This is a genomic window from Xylophilus sp. GOD-11R (assembly GCF_033546935.1).
GTDB lineage: Bacteria > Pseudomonadota > Gammaproteobacteria > Burkholderiales > Burkholderiaceae_C > Xylophilus.
In genome coordinates, this window is sequence record NZ_CP137854.1 from 4,644,311 (window position 1) to 4,660,964 (window position 16,654).

General features: G+C 69.0%; 17 protein-coding genes. 11 read left to right on the forward strand and 6 right to left on the reverse strand.

The window, feature by feature from the left end; all coding sequences use genetic code 11:
* Positions 1-102: 102 nt before the first annotated feature.
* A complete protein-coding gene (locus R9X41_RS21345; protein ID WP_318632445.1) occupies positions 103-1,611 on the reverse strand; it encodes a lyase family protein in 1,509 nt (502 codons plus the stop codon).
* Between the two features lie 123 nt (positions 1,612-1,734).
* Here R9X41_RS21345 and R9X41_RS21350 point away from each other — a divergent pair, with 123 nt between their 5' ends.
* The 7 genes from R9X41_RS21350 (at position 1,735) to rutF (ending at position 6,709) form a co-directional block, all read left to right on the forward strand.
* On the forward strand, positions 1,735-2,244 hold the full coding sequence (locus tag R9X41_RS21350) for an ureidoglycolate lyase (protein ID WP_318632446.1): 510 nt from the start codon (positions 1,735-1,737) through the stop codon (positions 2,242-2,244).
* Positions 2,245-2,457: 213 nt separating this feature from the next.
* The gene (rutA, locus tag R9X41_RS21355) at positions 2,458-3,570 is read left to right on the forward strand and encodes a pyrimidine utilization protein A (protein ID WP_318632447.1); all 1,113 of its coding nucleotides are present in this window, start codon (positions 2,458-2,460) and stop codon (positions 3,568-3,570) included.
* A gap of 10 nt (positions 3,571-3,580) precedes the next feature.
* Entirely contained in the window at positions 3,581-4,333 is a 753-nt protein-coding gene (gene rutB / locus R9X41_RS21360; protein ID WP_318632448.1) for a pyrimidine utilization protein B, read from the forward strand.
* 51 nt (positions 4,334-4,384) lie between these two features.
* Positions 4,385-4,777 (forward strand): pyrimidine utilization protein C, encoded by a 393-nt coding sequence (gene rutC, locus R9X41_RS21365; protein WP_318632449.1) that lies wholly within the window; start codon positions 4,385-4,387, stop codon positions 4,775-4,777.
* 4 nt (positions 4,778-4,781) lie between these two features.
* Positions 4,782-5,609, forward strand: a complete 828-nt coding sequence (gene rutD / locus R9X41_RS21370; RefSeq protein WP_318632450.1) for a pyrimidine utilization protein D — start codon at positions 4,782-4,784, stop codon at positions 5,607-5,609.
* Positions 5,593-6,183 carry a malonic semialdehyde reductase gene (locus tag R9X41_RS21375; RefSeq protein WP_318632451.1) on the forward strand — a complete coding sequence of 197 codons (591 nt, stop codon included), beginning with the start codon at positions 5,593-5,595 and terminating at the stop codon, positions 6,181-6,183. Before rutD ends, R9X41_RS21375 begins: the two co-directional genes overlap by 17 nt.
* A gap of 7 nt (positions 6,184-6,190) precedes the next feature.
* Positions 6,191-6,709, forward strand: coding sequence for an NADH-dependent FMN reductase RutF (gene rutF, locus R9X41_RS21380; RefSeq protein ID WP_318632452.1), 519 nt, complete (start codon positions 6,191-6,193; stop codon positions 6,707-6,709).
* 10 nt (positions 6,710-6,719) lie between these two features.
* On the opposite strand, the gene R9X41_RS21385 is transcribed toward rutF, so the two are convergent.
* From R9X41_RS21385 to R9X41_RS21400, 4 genes are read right to left on the reverse strand one after another with little or no spacing between them, the layout of a single operon-like run.
* A complete protein-coding gene (locus R9X41_RS21385) occupies positions 6,720-7,397 on the reverse strand; it encodes a GntR family transcriptional regulator (protein ID WP_318632453.1) in 678 nt (225 codons plus the stop codon).
* Between the two features lie 58 nt (positions 7,398-7,455).
* Positions 7,456-10,827: a molybdopterin-dependent oxidoreductase gene (locus R9X41_RS21390; RefSeq protein ID WP_318632454.1), complete on the reverse strand. Its 3,372-nt coding sequence runs from the start codon at positions 10,825-10,827 to the stop codon at positions 7,456-7,458.
* Complete coding sequence (locus R9X41_RS21395; protein WP_318632455.1) at positions 10,824-12,407, reverse strand: amino acid ABC transporter permease/ATP-binding protein; 1,584 nt, start codon at positions 12,405-12,407, stop codon at positions 10,824-10,826. The genes R9X41_RS21390 and R9X41_RS21395 overlap by 4 nt, the downstream gene beginning before the upstream one ends.
* A 12-nt stretch (positions 12,408-12,419) precedes the next feature.
* The gene (locus R9X41_RS21400) at positions 12,420-13,286 is read right to left on the reverse strand and encodes an ABC transporter substrate-binding protein (RefSeq protein ID WP_318632456.1); all 867 of its coding nucleotides are present in this window, start codon (positions 13,284-13,286) and stop codon (positions 12,420-12,422) included.
* 235 nt (positions 13,287-13,521) lie between these two features.
* Between R9X41_RS21400 and R9X41_RS21405 the strand changes: the two genes are divergently transcribed.
* From R9X41_RS21405 to R9X41_RS21420, 4 genes are all read left to right on the forward strand, one after another.
* The gene (locus tag R9X41_RS21405; protein ID WP_318632457.1) at positions 13,522-13,722 is read left to right on the forward strand and encodes a hypothetical protein; all 201 of its coding nucleotides are present in this window, start codon (positions 13,522-13,524) and stop codon (positions 13,720-13,722) included.
* Between the two features lie 364 nt (positions 13,723-14,086).
* On the forward strand, positions 14,087-14,383 hold the full coding sequence (locus tag R9X41_RS21410) for a KGG domain-containing protein (RefSeq protein ID WP_318632458.1): 297 nt from the start codon (positions 14,087-14,089) through the stop codon (positions 14,381-14,383).
* Positions 14,380-14,730: a hypothetical protein gene (locus R9X41_RS21415; RefSeq protein WP_318632459.1), complete on the forward strand. Its 351-nt coding sequence runs from the start codon at positions 14,380-14,382 to the stop codon at positions 14,728-14,730. Before R9X41_RS21410 ends, R9X41_RS21415 begins: the two co-directional genes overlap by 4 nt.
* 68 nt (positions 14,731-14,798) lie before the next feature.
* Positions 14,799-15,338, forward strand: a complete 540-nt coding sequence (locus R9X41_RS21420) for a glutathione peroxidase (protein WP_318632460.1) — start codon at positions 14,799-14,801, stop codon at positions 15,336-15,338.
* A gap of 6 nt (positions 15,339-15,344) precedes the next feature.
* On the opposite strand, the gene R9X41_RS21425 is transcribed toward R9X41_RS21420, so the two are convergent.
* A complete protein-coding gene (locus tag R9X41_RS21425) occupies positions 15,345-16,595 on the reverse strand; it encodes an arsenic transporter (protein WP_318632461.1) in 1,251 nt (416 codons plus the stop codon).
* Positions 16,596-16,654 lie beyond the last annotated feature (59 nt).

Here is a 16,654-nt window from a genome sequence, read left to right on the forward strand (position 1 = left end):
TAGCACCGACGTTTTTTTATAGCAAATACGGCATATTCTTCAGCTGATCCAGGCGCATCATTTCCGCAAAGCGCGTGCGGACGACGACCACTTCTGTCAGGCCTAGCGTCCCACCGCCCCCAGCTTCTCGAAGTCCGCATCCAGCCGCGCCAGCGAGGCCGAAATCTGCGTACGGCGTCCCTTGATCCAGGCATCCTGGTCGGCGATGCGCTGTTGGGCGGTCTTGAGCATGCGGGCCATTTCCTCGGGCTGCGGGCCGCCGGCGGTGCGGCGGTTCTTCACGATCGCGACCGGGTCGAGCGTGGAGCGGAACTCGGCTTCGGACATCGGCAGTGCGGGCGGGAAATCCGAGCCCTTCACGGTGTCCGCATAGATGCGCTGCGCGTCGGCATAGGGGAAGGCCAGCGGCTTGATGTCCTTGGCCTTGGCGTATTCGACGACCTCGGACGCGAAATGGTGGCCTACGCGGAAGGGCAGCTTGTACTTGCGCATCAGCACGTCGGCGAGTTCCTGCGAGGCGGTCCAGTCGCTGTTGAGCTCCTCCAGCGCGCGGTCGGGGTCGATCACCATGGCGTTGAGGATGCGGTCCCAATTGTTGAGCACCAGCACCGCGCTGCGCACCATGGCGGTGTTGTTGCGGACCTCCTTCGGGTCCTGCATGCCCGGCGGGATGTTGTGCGCCTGCAGGGTCGCGCCCATGCCGAGCGTGAGCGCCTGCGAGGCGTCGCGGCGGGTGGAGTTGAGGAGGCCGGGGTTGCGCTTCTGCGGCATGGCGCTCGACACGTAGGTGTTGCCGCCGCCTTCCTGCAGCAGGATCCACGGGCGCGCCTGCGCGTACTGCGTCATCACGTCCTCGATGAAGGTGCCGGCATGCAGGGCGATGGCCTGGACGATGGCGCCGGCCTCCACCGGCTGGTCGACCGCCGAGATCTGCGCGGCGTCGTAGGCGTTCTCCACCGTGGTCGAAAAACCCAGGTAGCCGGCCATGCGCTGGCGGTCGAGCGGCCAGCTGGTGCCGTTGAGCACCGTCGTGCCCATGGGCGAGCGGTCGATGCGGGCATAGGCCTCGCGGATGCGCTGCGCGTCGCGGTCCAGGCCGGCGGCGAAGCCCAGCAGGTAGTGGCCGTAGCTGTTGGGCTGCGCGGCCACGCCATTGGTGTAGTTGGGCACGATCGTGCCCTGGTGCTTGTCGGCGAGCTTGACCATGGTGGCCGAGGTCTTGTTGAGGGCTTCGGCCAGCGACAGCATCTCGCCGCGCAGGATGGCCGAGCGCACGGTGGCCAGCATGTCCTGGCTGGAACGGCCGGCGTGCAGCAGGGTGATCTGCGGGCCGGCGGCCTCGATCAGCAGCGGCTCGAAGGTGATGACCAGGTTGGGCCGCTTGCCGCCCGGCTGGGCGCCATCGGCCAGCACCTTGGAGATGCCCTGGTAGACCAGCGGCGTCATGGACTTGTCGAGCAGGCCCTCGTCGGTGTTGATGACGGCGGAGGCCTTGTTGATTTCGCCGAGCCAGAAGAAGTCGTCGTGCATGGGTTTGGCGGATGGAGTCTGGGCGCCGGCGGCGGATGCGAATGCCAGGCCGGCGGCCAGGGCGATGGAAGCGAGTTTCATAAGGCTGCTGTTTGTCTCGGTCTTGGAGCCGGCCACGATACAAGCTGGCGCGGTTGGGGGTCAATCGCGCGGACGCGGGGAACACGTTATGGTCCGCGACAGTCCGCCCGACCACGTCCGCCCATGAATGACCTGACCCTCGTCCCGCAAGCTTTGACCGACGCCGCCTTCGCCCCGTTCGGCGAGGTGATACAGGCCGACGGCCGGCGCCATTTCCCGATCAACGACGGCCAGGTGCAACGCTTTCACGATCTGGCGACGGTGGATGTGCAGAGCGCCGGCGGCCGGCCGGGCATCAGCCTGTTCGTGGCCCGGCCCTATGCGCTGCCGCTGGCGCTGCGATGGATGGAACGCCATCCGCTGTCGAGCCAGGCGTTTCAGCCGCTGGACGAGCGCCCCTTCCTGGTCGTGGTGGCTCCGGCCGGCGAGACCCCGTCGGCCGGCAACATCCGCGCCTTCGTCAGCGACGGCCGGCAGGGCGTGAACTACCGGCGTGGCGTATGGCACCACCCGCTGATCGCCTTCGGCGTGGAGCAGACATTCGTGGTGATCGACCGCATCGGGGAAGACGCCAACTGCGACCTGCATGCCTTCGACGATGGCGCCCGGCCCTGGCTGCAGGCACCGGACTGAGCCCGGCGCGCACCAGATCCGCGCCAGCCACGCACCACGGCCGTGAAAAGACGCGACCGCCCGGTTCGAATTGGACCATTTGGTCAAACACGCTAGCCAAAAAATCTTCAAGTTATTGATATGCAATAGAAAAGTCACTCTGGCACGGCGCATGCATTGGCTTGCCGCATCGCCGCGATCGCGGCTCCTGACGGCACCAGAGAGGTCTTTTCCATGAAAGTCGGCGTCTTCATTCCCATCGGCAACAACGGTTGGCTGCTCTCCGAGAACGCACCGCAGTACCAGCCCACGTTCGAACTCAACAAAAAGATCACGCTCGCCGCCGAGCACTACGGCATGGACTTCGTGCTGTCGATGATCAAGCTGCGCGGCTTCGGCGGAAAGACCGAGTTCTGGGACCACAACCTAGAGTCGTTCACGCTCATGGCGGGCCTGGCCGCTGTCACCAGCAAGATCAAGCTGTTCGCCACCGCCGCCTCGCTGGTGATGCCGCCGGCCATCGTGGCGCGCATGGCCAGCACCATCGACTCCATTTCGGGCGGGCGCTTCGGCGTGAACCTGGTCACCGGCTGGCAGCGGCCGGAGTATTCGCAGATGGGCCTGTGGCCGGGCGACCAGTTCTTCTCCAGCCGCTACGAGTACCTGTCGGAATACATCCAGGTGCTGCGCGACCTGTGGACCACCGGCAAATCGGACTTCAAGGGCGAGCATTTCCAGATGGACGACTGCCGCCTCAGCCCGCGCCCGCAGGCCGACATGAAGGTGATCTGCGCCGGCGCCAGCGACGCCGGCATGGAGTTCTCGGCCAGGTACGCCGACTACAACTTCTGCTTCGGCAAGGGGGTCAACACACCCAAGGCCTTCGCGCCGTCGGCCGAGAAGCTGCGCGCGGCCACCGCCAAGACCGGCCGCGACGTGTCGACCTATGTGCTGGCCATGGTGATCGCCGACGAGACCGACGAAGCCGCCCGCGCCAAGTGGGAGCACTACAAGGCCGGCGCCGACCAGGAAGCCATCGCCTGGCTCGGCGGCCAGGCGGCGGTCGACACCAAGTCCGGCGGCGACACCAACGTGCGCCAGATGGCCGACCCGACCTCGGCGGTCAACATCAACATGGGCACGCTCGTCGGCTCCTACGCCACGGTGGCGCGCCTGCTCGACGAGATGGCCGAGGTGCCCGGCACCGAGGGCGTGCTGCTCACCTTCGACGACTTCGTCGCAGGGGTAAACGCCTTCGGCGAACATATCCAGCCGCTCATGAAAAGCCGCGTCGGCGCCGACACGCCAGTGCCGTCCGCCGTCAAGTCCGAAGTCCTCGCCGCCTGAGACCGAACCCATGTCCGCCTTGCTCGAAAAGAACCAGACCATCACCTCCACCGTTCCGGTCGGCCCGCCGCGGCTGCCCGGCGCGCCCGATCCGCTGGTGCTGCCGGCGCGGCCGGAGCCTTTCGCCATGCAGGCCACGCAGACCGCGCTGATCGTGGTGGACATGCAGAACGCCTACGCCACCGAAGGCGGCTATGTGGATTCGGCGGGCTTCGACATCTCGGGCGCCAAAAGCGTCATCGACAACATCGTCAGAGCGATCGAGGCGGCGCGCGCCGCCGGCATGCTGGTGGTGTTTCTGCAGAACGGCTGGGACGCCCAGTACGTCGAGGCCGGCGGTCCGGGCTCGCCCAATTGGTACAAGTCCAACGCGCTCAAGACCATGCGCAAGAAGCCGGAGTTGGCCGGCAAGTTCCTGGCCAAGGGCGGCTGGGACTACGAGCTGATTCCCGCCTGCGCACCGCAGCCCGGCGACATCGTCGTGCCCAAGACGCGCTACAGCGGCTTCTTCAACAGCACGCTCGACAGCACCCTGCGCTCGCGCGGCGTGCGCAGCCTGGTGTTCACCGGCATCGCCACCAACGTCTGCGTGGAATCGACGCTGCGCGACGCCTTCCACCTCGAATACTTCTCGGTGATGCTCGAGGACGCCACCCACGAGCTCGGCGGCAGCGCCATCCAGAAGGCGGTCGTCTACAACGTGGAGACCTTCTTCGGCTGGGTCGCCACCGTGGACGATTTCTGCACCACCGTCGCCGCCTGAGCGCGTTTTTTTTCTCTCTCTCGTTCCTCCACTCCAACCGCAACGAAGACCATGCCCAAAGAAGCCATCATCCCGCCCGGCACCAGCACGCCCATCGCTCCCTTCGTCCCCGGCACCATGGCCGACGGCATCGTCTACGTGTCGGGCACCCTGCCCTTCGACAAGGACAACAACGTGGTGCACGTGGGCGACGCCGCCGCGCAGACCCGCCACGTGCTGGAGACCATCAAGAGCGTGATCACCACCGCCGGCGGCACCATGGACGATGTCACCTTCAACTCGATCTTCATCAAGGACTGGGCCGACTACGGCAAGGTCAACGCGGTGTACGCCGAGTACTTTCCCGGCGTGAAGCCGGCGCGCTTCTGCATCCAGTGCGGCCTGGTCAAGCCCGACGCGCTGGTGGAGATCGCCTCCATCGCGCACGTGGGCAAGAAGGCCTGACGCGATGACCTTGTTCCATGAAGTGCTGGGCACCGGCAAGCCCGGCGCGCCGAGCGTGCTGCTGTCGTCCGGCCTGGGCGGTTCGGCCAACTACTGGAAGCCGCAGACGCAGGTGCTGGTCGATGCCGGCTGGCGCGTGGTGGCCTACGACCAGCGCGGCACCGGGCGCAGTCCCGCCACGCTGGAGGCCGGCTACACCATTGCCGACATGGCGGCCGACATCGTCGAGGTGATGGACGCCAGCGGCACCGCGCAATGCCACTTCGTGGGCCATGCGCTGGGCGGACTGGTCGGCCTGCAGCTGGCGCTGGACGCGCCCGAGCGGGTGGCCAGCCTGGTGCTGATCAACGCCTGGTCGGCGCCCAACGTGCATTCGGCACGCTGCTTCGACGCACGCCTGGCGCTGCTCGGCGCCTGCGGTGTCGATGCCTACGTGCAGGCGCAGCCGCTGTTCCTCTACCCGGCCGACTGGTCGCTCGACAACGCGGCCATCGTCGAGGCCGAGGTGGCGCACGCCATCGCGCATTTTCCGGGCGAGGCCAACATGCGCGCCCGCATCGCCGCGCTGCGCGCCTTCGACGTCGACGCCCGGCTGGGCGAGATCGCCGTGCCCACGCTGGTCAGCGCCGCACGCGACGACCTGCTGGTGCCGTGGACACGGTCGCGCCGCCTGGCCGAAGGCCTGCCGCGTGCCACGCTGGAGCTGATGCCGCACGGCGCGCATGCGCACAACATCGTCGAGGCCGAGGCATTCAACCAGTCGCTGCTCGGCTTTCTGTCGGCGCGCGCAGGCGAACAACGAACCGGAGCCACCGATGCCCTCAATGCTTGACGACGCCGCGCTCGCCACGCTGTTTACCGAGGCTCGCAGCCAGAACGCCTGGAAGCCGGAACCCGTGACCGACGACACCCTTCGCCAGCTGTACGACCTGGTGAAGATGGGACCGACTTCTGCCAACTGCTCGCCCGCGCGCTTCGTGTTCGTTCGCAGCGCCGAGGGCAAGCAGAAGCTGGCGCCGTCGCTGTCCAAGGGCAACCTCGACAAGACCATGACCGCGCCGGTCACCGTCATCGCCGCGTGGGACAGCGAGTTCTACGAAAAATTGCCCACCCTCTTCCCGCACGGCGACGCGCGCAGCTGGTTCACCGGCAGCCCGGCCGTCGCCCACGAGACCGCCTTCCGCAACGCCAGCCTGCAGGCCGGCTACCTGATCGTGGCGGCACGTTCGCTGGGGCTGGACGCGGGGCCGATGTCGGGTTTCGAGAAGGACAAGGTCGATGCCGCGTTCTTCGAGGGCACGACCTGGAAGACCAACCTGCTGATCAACCTCGGCCACGGCGATCCGGCCAAGGTTTTCGGCCGGCTGCCGAGGCTGGCCTTCGACGAAGCCTGCCGCCTGGACTGACGACGCCATGACCACCAGCACCACCGCCCTCGCCGGCCCGGTCGCCAAGGCCGATTTCCGCAACGCCATGGCCCGGCTGGGCGCGGCGGTGAACATCATCACCACCGACGGCCCGGCCGGCCGCGCCGGCTTCACCGCCTCGGCGGTCTGCAGCGTGACCGACGAGCCGCCGACGCTGCTGGTCTGCCTCAACCGCAGCGCCTCGGTGTATGCCGCCGTCAAGCAGAACGCGGTGCTGTGCGTGAATGCGCTGGCTGCCGGGCACCAGGCCATTTCCGACCTGTTCGGCGGCAAGACGCCGATGGCCGAGCGCTTCGCCGCCGCCGACTGGGAAAACGGCCCGACCGGCTCGCCGATGCTGGCCGATGCCACCGTGTCGTTCGACTGCCGCATCGCCAGCTGCACCGCCGTCGGCACCCACGACGTGTTGTTCTGCGAGGTGATGGCCACCGCGGTAGGGGGTGCCACGCACGGGCTGGTGTATTTCGACCGGCGCTACCACGAGGTCGCGGCGTCGATCGTGTGAGCGGGCCGGCTCAGCGCGCGAGCATCGCCGACAGCGAGGCGATGTCGCTGGCCAGCGCGGCGATGTGGCCGCCCATGGCGCGGCGCGCGGCTTCGGGGTCCATGGCAAAGATCGCCTCGACGATGGCGGTGTGCTCGCGCAGCGATTTCTGGATCGAGCCTTCGTGGTAGGAGATCTGCCGGCGGAAGGGCTCCAGGCGCACGCGCAGCGCGCGCGCCTGGCGCAGCAGGTAGCCGTTGTGCGCGGCGCTGTAGATGGCATCGTGAAAGCGCACGTTGGCCGCATAGAAGCCAGCGGGGTCGAGCGGCTCCAGCGTGGCCTCGCAGTCGCCGCGCGCCTGGGCGATGGCGGCGCGGTCGGCGGCGTTGTGGCGGCGGGCCGCCATCTCGGCGCAGGCCACCTCGATCACCGACATCACCTCGATCATCTCGCCGATGGACTCCAGCGTGAGCGAGGCGACGTAGGCGCCCTGGTGTTGCCGCACCTCCAGCAGGCCGGTGGACGACAGTGCCTTGATCGCCTCGCGCACCGGCGTGCGCGACATGCCGAAACGCTCGGCGAGTTCCTCCTCGTCGAGCTTCTGGCCGGGCTTGAGCAGGCCCGAGAGGATGTCCTGCTCCAGTTGCAGCCGCAGGCTTTCGGTGCGGGTGCGCGCCCGGGGCAGACCGGGCAGTGTGGTCAGGCTCATGGTGTCGCCGCACTGCGCGGTGGGTGTCGGGCAGGCAGGGCGGATCTCCGGCGTTCGGTTAGAGGTTCAGGACCAGCGGCGTGAGCGGGATGCAGACGCAGGGCAGGCAGTGCTGCTCGTCGACCGGTGCGCTGCCCTCGGGGTGCGCGACCCGGCCTTCGGCGAGCGAAATTATGCAGCTTTCGCACTGCCCGGCGCGGCATCCGCTGGCGCCGGCGCGACCGGCCGCGGCCAGCTGATCGAGCAGCGATCCCTGGCCGGGCGTCCAGGTCATGCCGCCGCCCGAGATGGCGAAAGCGATGGCCCGGGGTTCCAGCGCCCGGTCGGCCGCGGGCAGCGACGACGGCCCGAATGCCTCGTGGTGCAGGGCAGACGCCGGCACCCCTGCCTGCGTCAGACCGGCCGACATCGCCGCCACCATCTCCCCCGGCCCGCACAGGTAGACCTCGGCGCCGGGAGTCCAGGCCCGGGCCACGTCCTCCACCGGAATCCGACCCGGCCGCGCAGCGGCTTCGCCCGGCGCCGGAGCGCTGTGAAAGCTCAGCACGCGCAGCTGCGGCAGACCATCGCGCAGCGCCTCGATCTCTTCACGAAACGCGTGATCGCCGGCGGACCGTACCCCGTGGAACAACACGATCGGCCGGGTGGACGCACGCTGTCGGCAGTCGTGCAGCATGGCCAGCAGCGGCGTGATGCCGATGCCCGCGCCGACCAGCAGCAAAGGCGCGTCCGGTCGCTCCACGGACGGATGGAACCGGCCCGCCGGCGCCTGCAGCCAGACGGTGCGGTCGAGGCCACCGCCGAGCGCGTGCAGCGCGCCCGACATCGCCCCCGCCCGCTTCACCGAGATGCGCCAGGCCCGCTCGTGCGACGGACCGGAGAGCGAATAGCAGCGCACCAGCGGCGCGGCGTCCGGCCGGTCGAGCCGCAGCGTGACGTGCTGGCCGCCCCGGTAGGCGGGCAGCGGCGAGCCGTCGCGCGGGATCAGGGTGAAGGACATCACGTCGGCCGTCTCGGCGGTCGTCGCGTCGATACGGAATTCGCGCCATCCGCTCCAGGCCCGGCTGCTCGTGCCGGCGCCCGGCAAGGGCCGGATCTCGCACAGCCCCGAGCGCAGTCCGATCGAGCCGCTGACCGGGTCGGCTTCGGCATCGCCGATGACCCGGTTGAGGTTGGCGCCTCTGTCGGCCATCGCGTCGGAAGCCGGCAGGCCGAGCCCCTCGTTGCCTTGCCACCAGCCGTATTGGGCGCAGACCACCCGCGCATCCAGCGAGCGGTCGAAGCGGGCGCGCAGGCGTGCGGTGCCGTGCGGCGTGCACAGTTCGACGTCCTCGCCCTCGGCGATGCCGCGTGCGGCCGCCGCATCGGGATGCAGGCTCACCTCCGGATGCGGCGCGCGTCGGCGCAGCGAGGCGATGTCGCGGTGCTGACCGTGGCAGAACTGCACCAGCTTGGCCGAGGTGAGCACCAGCGGGAAGTCGGCCCGTGCCGTGCCGATCGGCGACGCGGCCGGCTCGCGGAACACGGGCAGCGGCGGCTGGCCCTGCGCATGGAACACCTCGGAGTAGATCTCGACCAGCCCGGTGGCGGTGGCGAAGCCGTGCTGCTCGTAGGCGCGCCAGCGGGTCGGCGCCGGGTAATGCACGCCGCCGGGTCGCGCCCGCAGCGTGGCCAGGTCCAGGCCGGTGGGCGCCAGCACGTGGGCCAGGCCGGCCTCGATGTCACCGTCCCAGAACAGATGGCCCAGCCCGAGCCGGCGCGCGAGTTCGAACACCACGAAGCCGTCGGAGCGCGACTCGCCGCGTGGCGCGATCGCCGCCTGGCGCAACTGGATGTGCTGTTCGGCCGCGGCGCTGCCTTCGAAACCGACGCGCAGGGATTCGCGCTCCCACGGCGTGTTGATCGGCAGGAAGATGTCGGCATGAGCCGCCGTCGGGTTCATCACCACGTCGGCATGCACCATGAAGTCGAGCCCGGCGAGCGCCTGCGCGCCGCGCGCCGCGTTGGCATGGTTGACCAGGAAGTTGCGGCCGAAATTCACCAGGCCGCGCAGGCGATAGGGCTGGTGTTCGATCATGGCGCGGTACATGGTGTCGGCGCCGATCCAGCCGTGGCGCCCCGGCCCCAGCGCGGAGCGTTCGAGCTCGATGCATTTGTCGCGCTGTTCTGCATCCAGCATGGCGGCGGCCGACACGTCGTTGGCCGGTGGCTTGCCGAACACCACGTTGCCGCCCGGCGCGTCGATGCTGCCGGTGAGCGCCATCAGGATCGCCAGGGCGCGGTCTGTCTGGGTGGCGTTGGTGTGCTGGCCGATGCCGCTCCAGGCGTAGTAGCTGACCGGGCCGCTTTCGTGCAGCAGGCGGGCGGTTTGTTCCAGCTGCTCGCGGCCGACCCAGCAGAGCTGCTCCACGCGCTCGGGCGGATAGTCGGCGCACAGCCGCTCGTAGCCGATGAAGGCGGTTTCGCAATGCACCGCGGAACCGTCGGCCAGCGTCAGCGACGGCGAAGCGCGCAACACGGGCGGGTTCGCGTCGGCAAAGGTGCGGGAGGCGCGCCGGTAGCGCAGCGGCTGGTCGGCCTCGGACCAGGCGACCAGGTCCTGCGCGTCGCCGCTGTCGTCGCCCCAGAGTTCGGCAGCGCGCAGGAAGCGCCCGGTATCGGTGCGCACCAGCAGCGGGCCGTTGCTCCATCGACGGACGAAGCCTTGGTCGAACCAGCCGTGCCGCAGCATCTGGTGGGCAATGCCCAGGGCCAGTGCGCCATCGGCGCCGGGGCGCACCCGCAGCCACTGGTCGGCACGGGCGGCGAAGCCGGCACGGCGCGGGTCCACCACGATCAGCCGGGCGCCGCGCTTCATCGCCGCGCCGGTGGCCGTGGCGTGGTCGAGCCAGGCGGCGCTGGGGTTGTGGCCCCAGAGCACCACGCAGCCGGTGTTGGCGAAATCGGGCGAGGCGATCGAGCGACCCACCGTATAGGCGTGCGCATGGTCCTTGTGCCAGTTGCAGACCTCCACGCCGTAGGCCACGTTGGGCGAGCCGAAGGCGTTGGTGAAGCGCTCCACCCAGCGCAGGTCGTCGGAGAACGGGGTGCCGCTCGGCGTGGTCCAGCCGAAGGCGACGCTTTCGGCGCCGTTCTCGCGCCGGAGCCGGTCGAGCGCCTCGGCGGTGCGGTCGAGCGCCTCGTCCCAGCCGATGCGCACCCAGCCCGGATCGGGGTCGCCCTTGGGGCGTGTGCGCCGCAGCGGATGCAGCTGGCGTGAGGGGCGATAGACGATTTCGGCGGCCGCCCTGCCCTTGACGCACAGGGCCACGCCGGTGGGATGCGAGGGGTCGGGCTCCTGACCGATGAATTCGCCGTCGCGGGTCACCATGACCGAGCCGCAGCGTGACTTGCACAGGGCGCAGAAACCGGGGGTGCGGATCTCGCTCATGCCGCCTGACCCTCGATGGCGATGCCCACGCCAGCCGGCTCGGCCAGGCCCAGGAAGCGCCGGGTGCGTTCGTGGCGCGGTGCATCGATCACCTGCTCCGGCGGCCCCTGCTCGATCACCCGGCCGCCATCCATGAAGACCACCCGGTCGGCCACCTCGCGCGCGAAGCGGATCTCGTGGGTGACGACGATCATCGTCATGCCGGCGGCCGCCAGCCGGCGCATCACCGCCAGCACTTCGCCGACGCGTTCGGGGTCGAGAGCGGACGTGGGCTCGTCGAACAGCATGACCCGTGGCGATATGGCCAGGGCGCGCGCGATCGCCACCCGCTGCTGCTGCCCGCCGGAGAGCCGGTGCGGCAGGTGGCCGGCGTGCGCCGACAGCCCGACCTCGGCGAGCAGACGCTCGGCGGTGGCGCGCGCCTGCGCGGCGCTCGCGCCATGCACGCGCATCGGTGCCTCCATCACGTTCTCCAGGGCGGTCATGTGGGCGAACAGGGCGAAGTGCTGGAACACCATGCTGATGCGCGCCCGGGCCCGTGCGGCGGCGAGGTCGTGGCGCGGCTTCATCACGCCGAGCGGCGTGCGCTCGTAGCCCACGTATTCGCCCGCGACGGTGATCTCGCCGTGGTCCATCGGCTCCAGGTGGTTGACCATGCGCAGGAAGGTGCTCTTGCCCGACCCGCTAGGGCCGAGCAGGACCACCACCTCGCCGGCGGCCACGTCGAGGTCGATGCCCTGCAGCACCTCGCGGCCCTCGTACTGCTTCTGGACGTTGCGGCATTCGATCAGCGGCCGTCCCGTGGCCAGCGGCGGCACGCGGCCGATCAGGTCTTCGAGCCAGCGGCCGTCGCCCGCCGGGGAACGCGGGGAGGGCGCGGACGATGGTGTCGGCGCCTCCGGTGGCGCGGCCCGGCGATCCAGGTCGAGGCGTTTTTCGCACCAGGCCTGTGCCAGCGAGATCACGCTGGTCATCAGCAGGTAGAGCACCGCCGCCGCCGCGAAGACGACGAAGAAGCGGAAGTTCTGCCCCACCACCTGCTGGGCGCGGAAGGTGAGTTCCTGCACGAAGACGATGGAGGCGATCGAGGTCAGCTTGAGCATGCTGATCACGTCGTTGCCGACGCCCGGCATGATGGTCCGCATCGCCTGCGGCAGCACGATGCGGCGCAGCGTCAGCAGCGGCCCCATGCCGAGCGAGGTGGCCGCCAGGGCCTGGCTGCGGGCCACCGACTGGATGCCGCCACGGATATTTTCCGCACTGAAGGCGGCTTGGTTCAGGCCGAATCCGATGACCGCGGTGGCGAAGCTGTCGAGCTTGATGCCCAGGGCGGGCAACGCGTCGAAGATGAAGACCAGCTGCAGCAGTTGCGGCGTGCCGCGCATGAACCAGATGTAGCTCCAGGCCGCATGCCGCACCGCCGCGAAGCGCGACAGCCGCATCAGCGCCAGCCCCAGGCCGAGCACCAGCCCCATGACCATGGCCAGCACGGTGATCTGGATCGCGATCCAGGCGCCGCCCCACAGGAAGCCCGAGGCGAGATAGGAGAAGAACTCCTGCAGGACGGAAGTCGAGCTCATGGGCGGTCCGGCTTATTCCGTCTTGATGGTGGTGGGCGATACCAGGCCCGCGTCCACGCCGTACTTGTGGAAGATCTTCTTCTGCTCGCCCGACGCCTGCACCGCCGCCAGGCCTTCATGCACCAGCCGCAGCAGCTCCGGCCGGTTCTTGGCCACGGCGACGCCGATCAGGTAGCCGTCCATCACGGCGAAGCCACGCGCGAACTTCTGCTTCTGGGTGGAGGCCAGGTTGTCGACGAAGCCGAGGTCCCACAGGATCGCGTCGGTGCGGCCGCTCTCCAGCAGCCGCAGGCCGGCGGCCAGGTCCTGGAAGGGCATGGCGACGATGGCCGGCTTGCCCGAGGCCACGCAGGCCTCGCTCTGCTTGCGGGTCACGCCCTCGTTGCTGCTGCCGATGGCGAACGACACGGTCTGCCCGCAGAGTCCGGGTAAGCCGTCGATCTTTTTCGGATTGCCGGCCGGCACCAGCGCGCCGGTCGCCGCCGTCATGTAGGTGGCGAAGTCCACCACCTTGGCCCGCTCGGGCTTGTAGTAGAGATCGTCCCACATCAGGTCGAGCTGGCCGCTCTGCACCGCCGGCAGCAGGCCGGACCAGGCGCCGGGCACGAACTCGAACTTCACGCCCGCGCAGTCCATGACCGCCTTGGCGAGTTCGGCATCGACGCCGACCAGTTTCGAGAAATCGTTCGCGTCGCGAAAGACGTAAGGCGGCGTCTGGGGATCGGCACCGATGCGGAGGGTCTTGCCGGCCAGCGTGGGGTATTTCTGGGCGGCCTTCGCCGGCTCGCAAGCCGCGTCCGCTGCCCAGGCGGCGGTGGAGGACAGGCCCGCGAGGGCGATGGCGATGGCCAGGCGGCCGATCCTGCGTTGCAAGCTCATGGAAAAACGCTCCGGTGATGGAAAGTCGACGGGACGGACTACAAGATTATGCAATCCTAAAATTATTGGATGCAATTGCCGTGCCCAGTCGGTGTCGATGGATGCTGTGACGCCACGAGGGTGGTTCGAGGGGCCAGGCAGGGCGCTGGTCATGGCCACCGGCCCTGCTAGGGCACTCAGATGGGGAGTCAATGAGCCCAGCGACCAAAGGTGGGGCTGGCGGGATGGATAGGCCATGTGGCGCGTCGCGCCGATGCAGCACGCGGCGCATGTCGCTCGCCGGTCACCGGCCCCGGCGATAGACCCGAGAAAGGCGCTGCGCGATGCCGTCGATTATTCTGATTATTGGCAGGATTTTATCAACTTCACTCTGAACATTATCAAACCATCCAGGTTCATATTTACCCACATGCGGAAGGCGCGACCGAATAATTGAATAGGCAGATTGAAAACGCGCAGCACCAAATCCATCCGATCCGGAGCATTCGAGAGCCGGCAACACGCCCCGAACCCGCACGACACGGTGCTTTCCAGCTGACCGGCCCTTTTCTACCCTGGGAGCAATCCGACCTTTTCATTTCAGCCGGATAATGATTTCCAAGGGTTTACGCTTATATTTCAAAACGTATCGACACAAGTCGTTTCAAATCCAAGCAGCACCGAAGCTGACCGCAAGCTGATTTTCCTGCGAGTCCTTGGAATGCACCGGCTCATTACCCCGCAGCAGAAACGGACGGGACACACTCGCGTCCAGCGCGGTCTCGAAGTGAGACCGCCTTCACCGGATGCGAAGGCTTTCCATGACGGCCCATTTCCAAGACCCACCCGCACCGCCGCCGCCGCCGCCGCCGAAGTTGCGGCGTGGTTTCGCCTCCATGGACCCCGACCGGCTGCGCGACATCTCGAGCAAGGGCGGCAGTGCGCCACATCGATCGTCCAAACGCGGCTTCGCCCTGATGGACGAGAGCCGCCGGCAGGAGGTGTCGCGCAAGGGGCTGGAAGCGCGGCGCGTGCGCATTCCCGTCTCGACGGACCCGGCGGCACCGCGGCCGGACGCGGTGCCGCCCGCCCCGCACGACGCGGAAACCGCGCCATGAAACGCATCGCCACCTGCGCAGCGACGGCCTTGGCCGTGGTCGTCCTGTACGCCGCGCCGGTCGCCGACCGCCCCGACGTGGCCGCCGCCCGCGCCGCGTACTGGCAATGCGCCACGCTCGCGGTGCCGGACGTCATCGCCCGCATGACCGATCCCCGCCTGGCCGCCATCGCCGCCGTCGACCGCTGCCAGACCGAACACCTGGCGCTGGCCGGCCACTACGCGCTCGGCCATCCGGGCGCGCGCGACGTCGGCACCTTCGCCGCCGAGGCGCGCAAACGCCTGATCGACGACATCGCCCGCTGGATGACCGACCTGGAGACGATGGTCGTCGAGCGCGGCGAATGACCGGGCGGCGCGCTCGGCGAGCCGGACATGGCCCAATGGCTATTCGTCCTTTCACTCGCCGAACGCCCATGCCGAACCTGCAAGACATTCCCCTGAGCCGCATCGACGGCAGCCCGAGCCGCCTCGCCGATTTCGCCGGCCGGGTGCTGCTGGTGGTCAACGTGGCCTCCAAGTGCGGACTGACGCCGCAATACGCCGGACTGCAGTCGCTCTACGCCGCCCGCAAGGCCGAAGGCCTCGACGTGCTGGGCTTTCCGGCCAACGACTTCAAGGGCCAGGAGCCGGGCAGCAACGAGGAGATCGCCGGTTTCTGCTCGCTGACCTACGACGTGAGCTTTCCGATGTTCGCCAAGGTGGTGGCGACCGGTGCCGACCGCCATCCGCTGTATTCGGCGCTGATCGCCGCGCAACCCGAGTCGATCGGCGAAGGCCCGATGCGCGACAAGCTCAAGGGCTTCGGCGTGGATCCCGCCGACCGCACCGAAGTGCTGTGGAATTTTGAAAAATTCCTGATCGGCCGCGACGGCCAGGTGCTGGCGCGCTTCGCGCCGGACGTCACCGCAGACGACCCGCGCGTGGTCGCGGCCATCGACGCCGCCCTGCGCTGAACGGCGTCAGATCGCCAGGGCCGCCAGCGCGCACAGCAGCGCGACCGGCATGGCGACCATGCCCACCCTCAGGAACTGCCAGGCGCCCACGTCCTCGCCTTCGCGGCGGATCGCCACCAGCCAGAGCAGCGTGGCCAGCGACCCGGTGACCGACAGGTTCGGCCCGAGGTCGATGCCGATGGCGATGGCGCTGCGCACCGGCGCGGAGGCGTCCGCCAGTTGGGCGATGGTGCCGGCGGCAAGCCCCGCCGGCAGGTTGTTGAACAGGTTGCAGCCGAAGGCTGCGAACAGGCCGGCGACCCACACCGCCACTTGCGGCGACTGCACGGCCAGCGCCTTCAGCGCCTGCGCCACCACTTCGAGCAGCCCGCTGCGCTGCACGCCCTCGACCAGCACGAAGAGCCCCGCCACCAGCGGCAGCACGCCCCAGGACACGCCACGCAGCAAGGCAACCGGGCCTTCGCGCCGCGCCAGCAAGATCGCGCCGGCAGCTGCCAGCGACGCCACCAGCGCGGGCAGTCCCAGGTCGAGATCGCGTGCCGACGCCACCAGCAGCACCGCAGCCATCACGGCGACCGCAGCGGCGGCGAGGCGACCGGTGCGGCTGAGCGTCGGCGGGTTCGCGGGCGCCTCGGCCGGCCCGGCGAGCTCGGCGCGGAACAACCAGCGCAGCACCAGGAAGGTCGCCACGATCGCCGCGACCGAAGGCAGCAGGAATCGACGCAGCCACGGCCAGAGCGCGGGCAGCTGGTCGCCGAAGACGACAAGGTTGGCCGGGTTGGAAATCGGCAGCACGAAGCTCGCCGCGTTGGCGACCAGCGCGCAGGCGAAGAGATAGGGCAGCGGCTTCACGCCCGCCTGCCGCGTGGCCGCGTAGACGGCCGGCGTCAGCACGACGGCGGTGGCGTCGTTGGACATGAACACCGTCACCAGCGTGCCCGCGCCGTAGATCCACAGGAACAGCCGGTCGCCCGAACCCTGCGCATGCCGCGCCGCAATGCCCGCCAGCCAGTCGAACAGCCCTTCGCGCCGGCCGAGTTCGGACAGCAGCATCATCCCGACGAGAAAGCAATAGACGTCCGCGCCCTTGCCGGCGGCGGCCAGCGCCTCGCGCCAGGGCAGCAGGCCGCAGACGACCAGTAGCGCCGCGCCGACGAGCGCCCAGACGAATTCCGGAACGCGCACCGGCCGCAGGATGACGCAGGCGGTGGCGACACCGGCGATGAGCAGCGTGGCGGCGCGCGGGTCAATCGGCATGACGGGCCGCTCCGGGCAGGGTGTGGCGGTTCGGGTGCGGGGCGGCCGGCGGGCGGTGG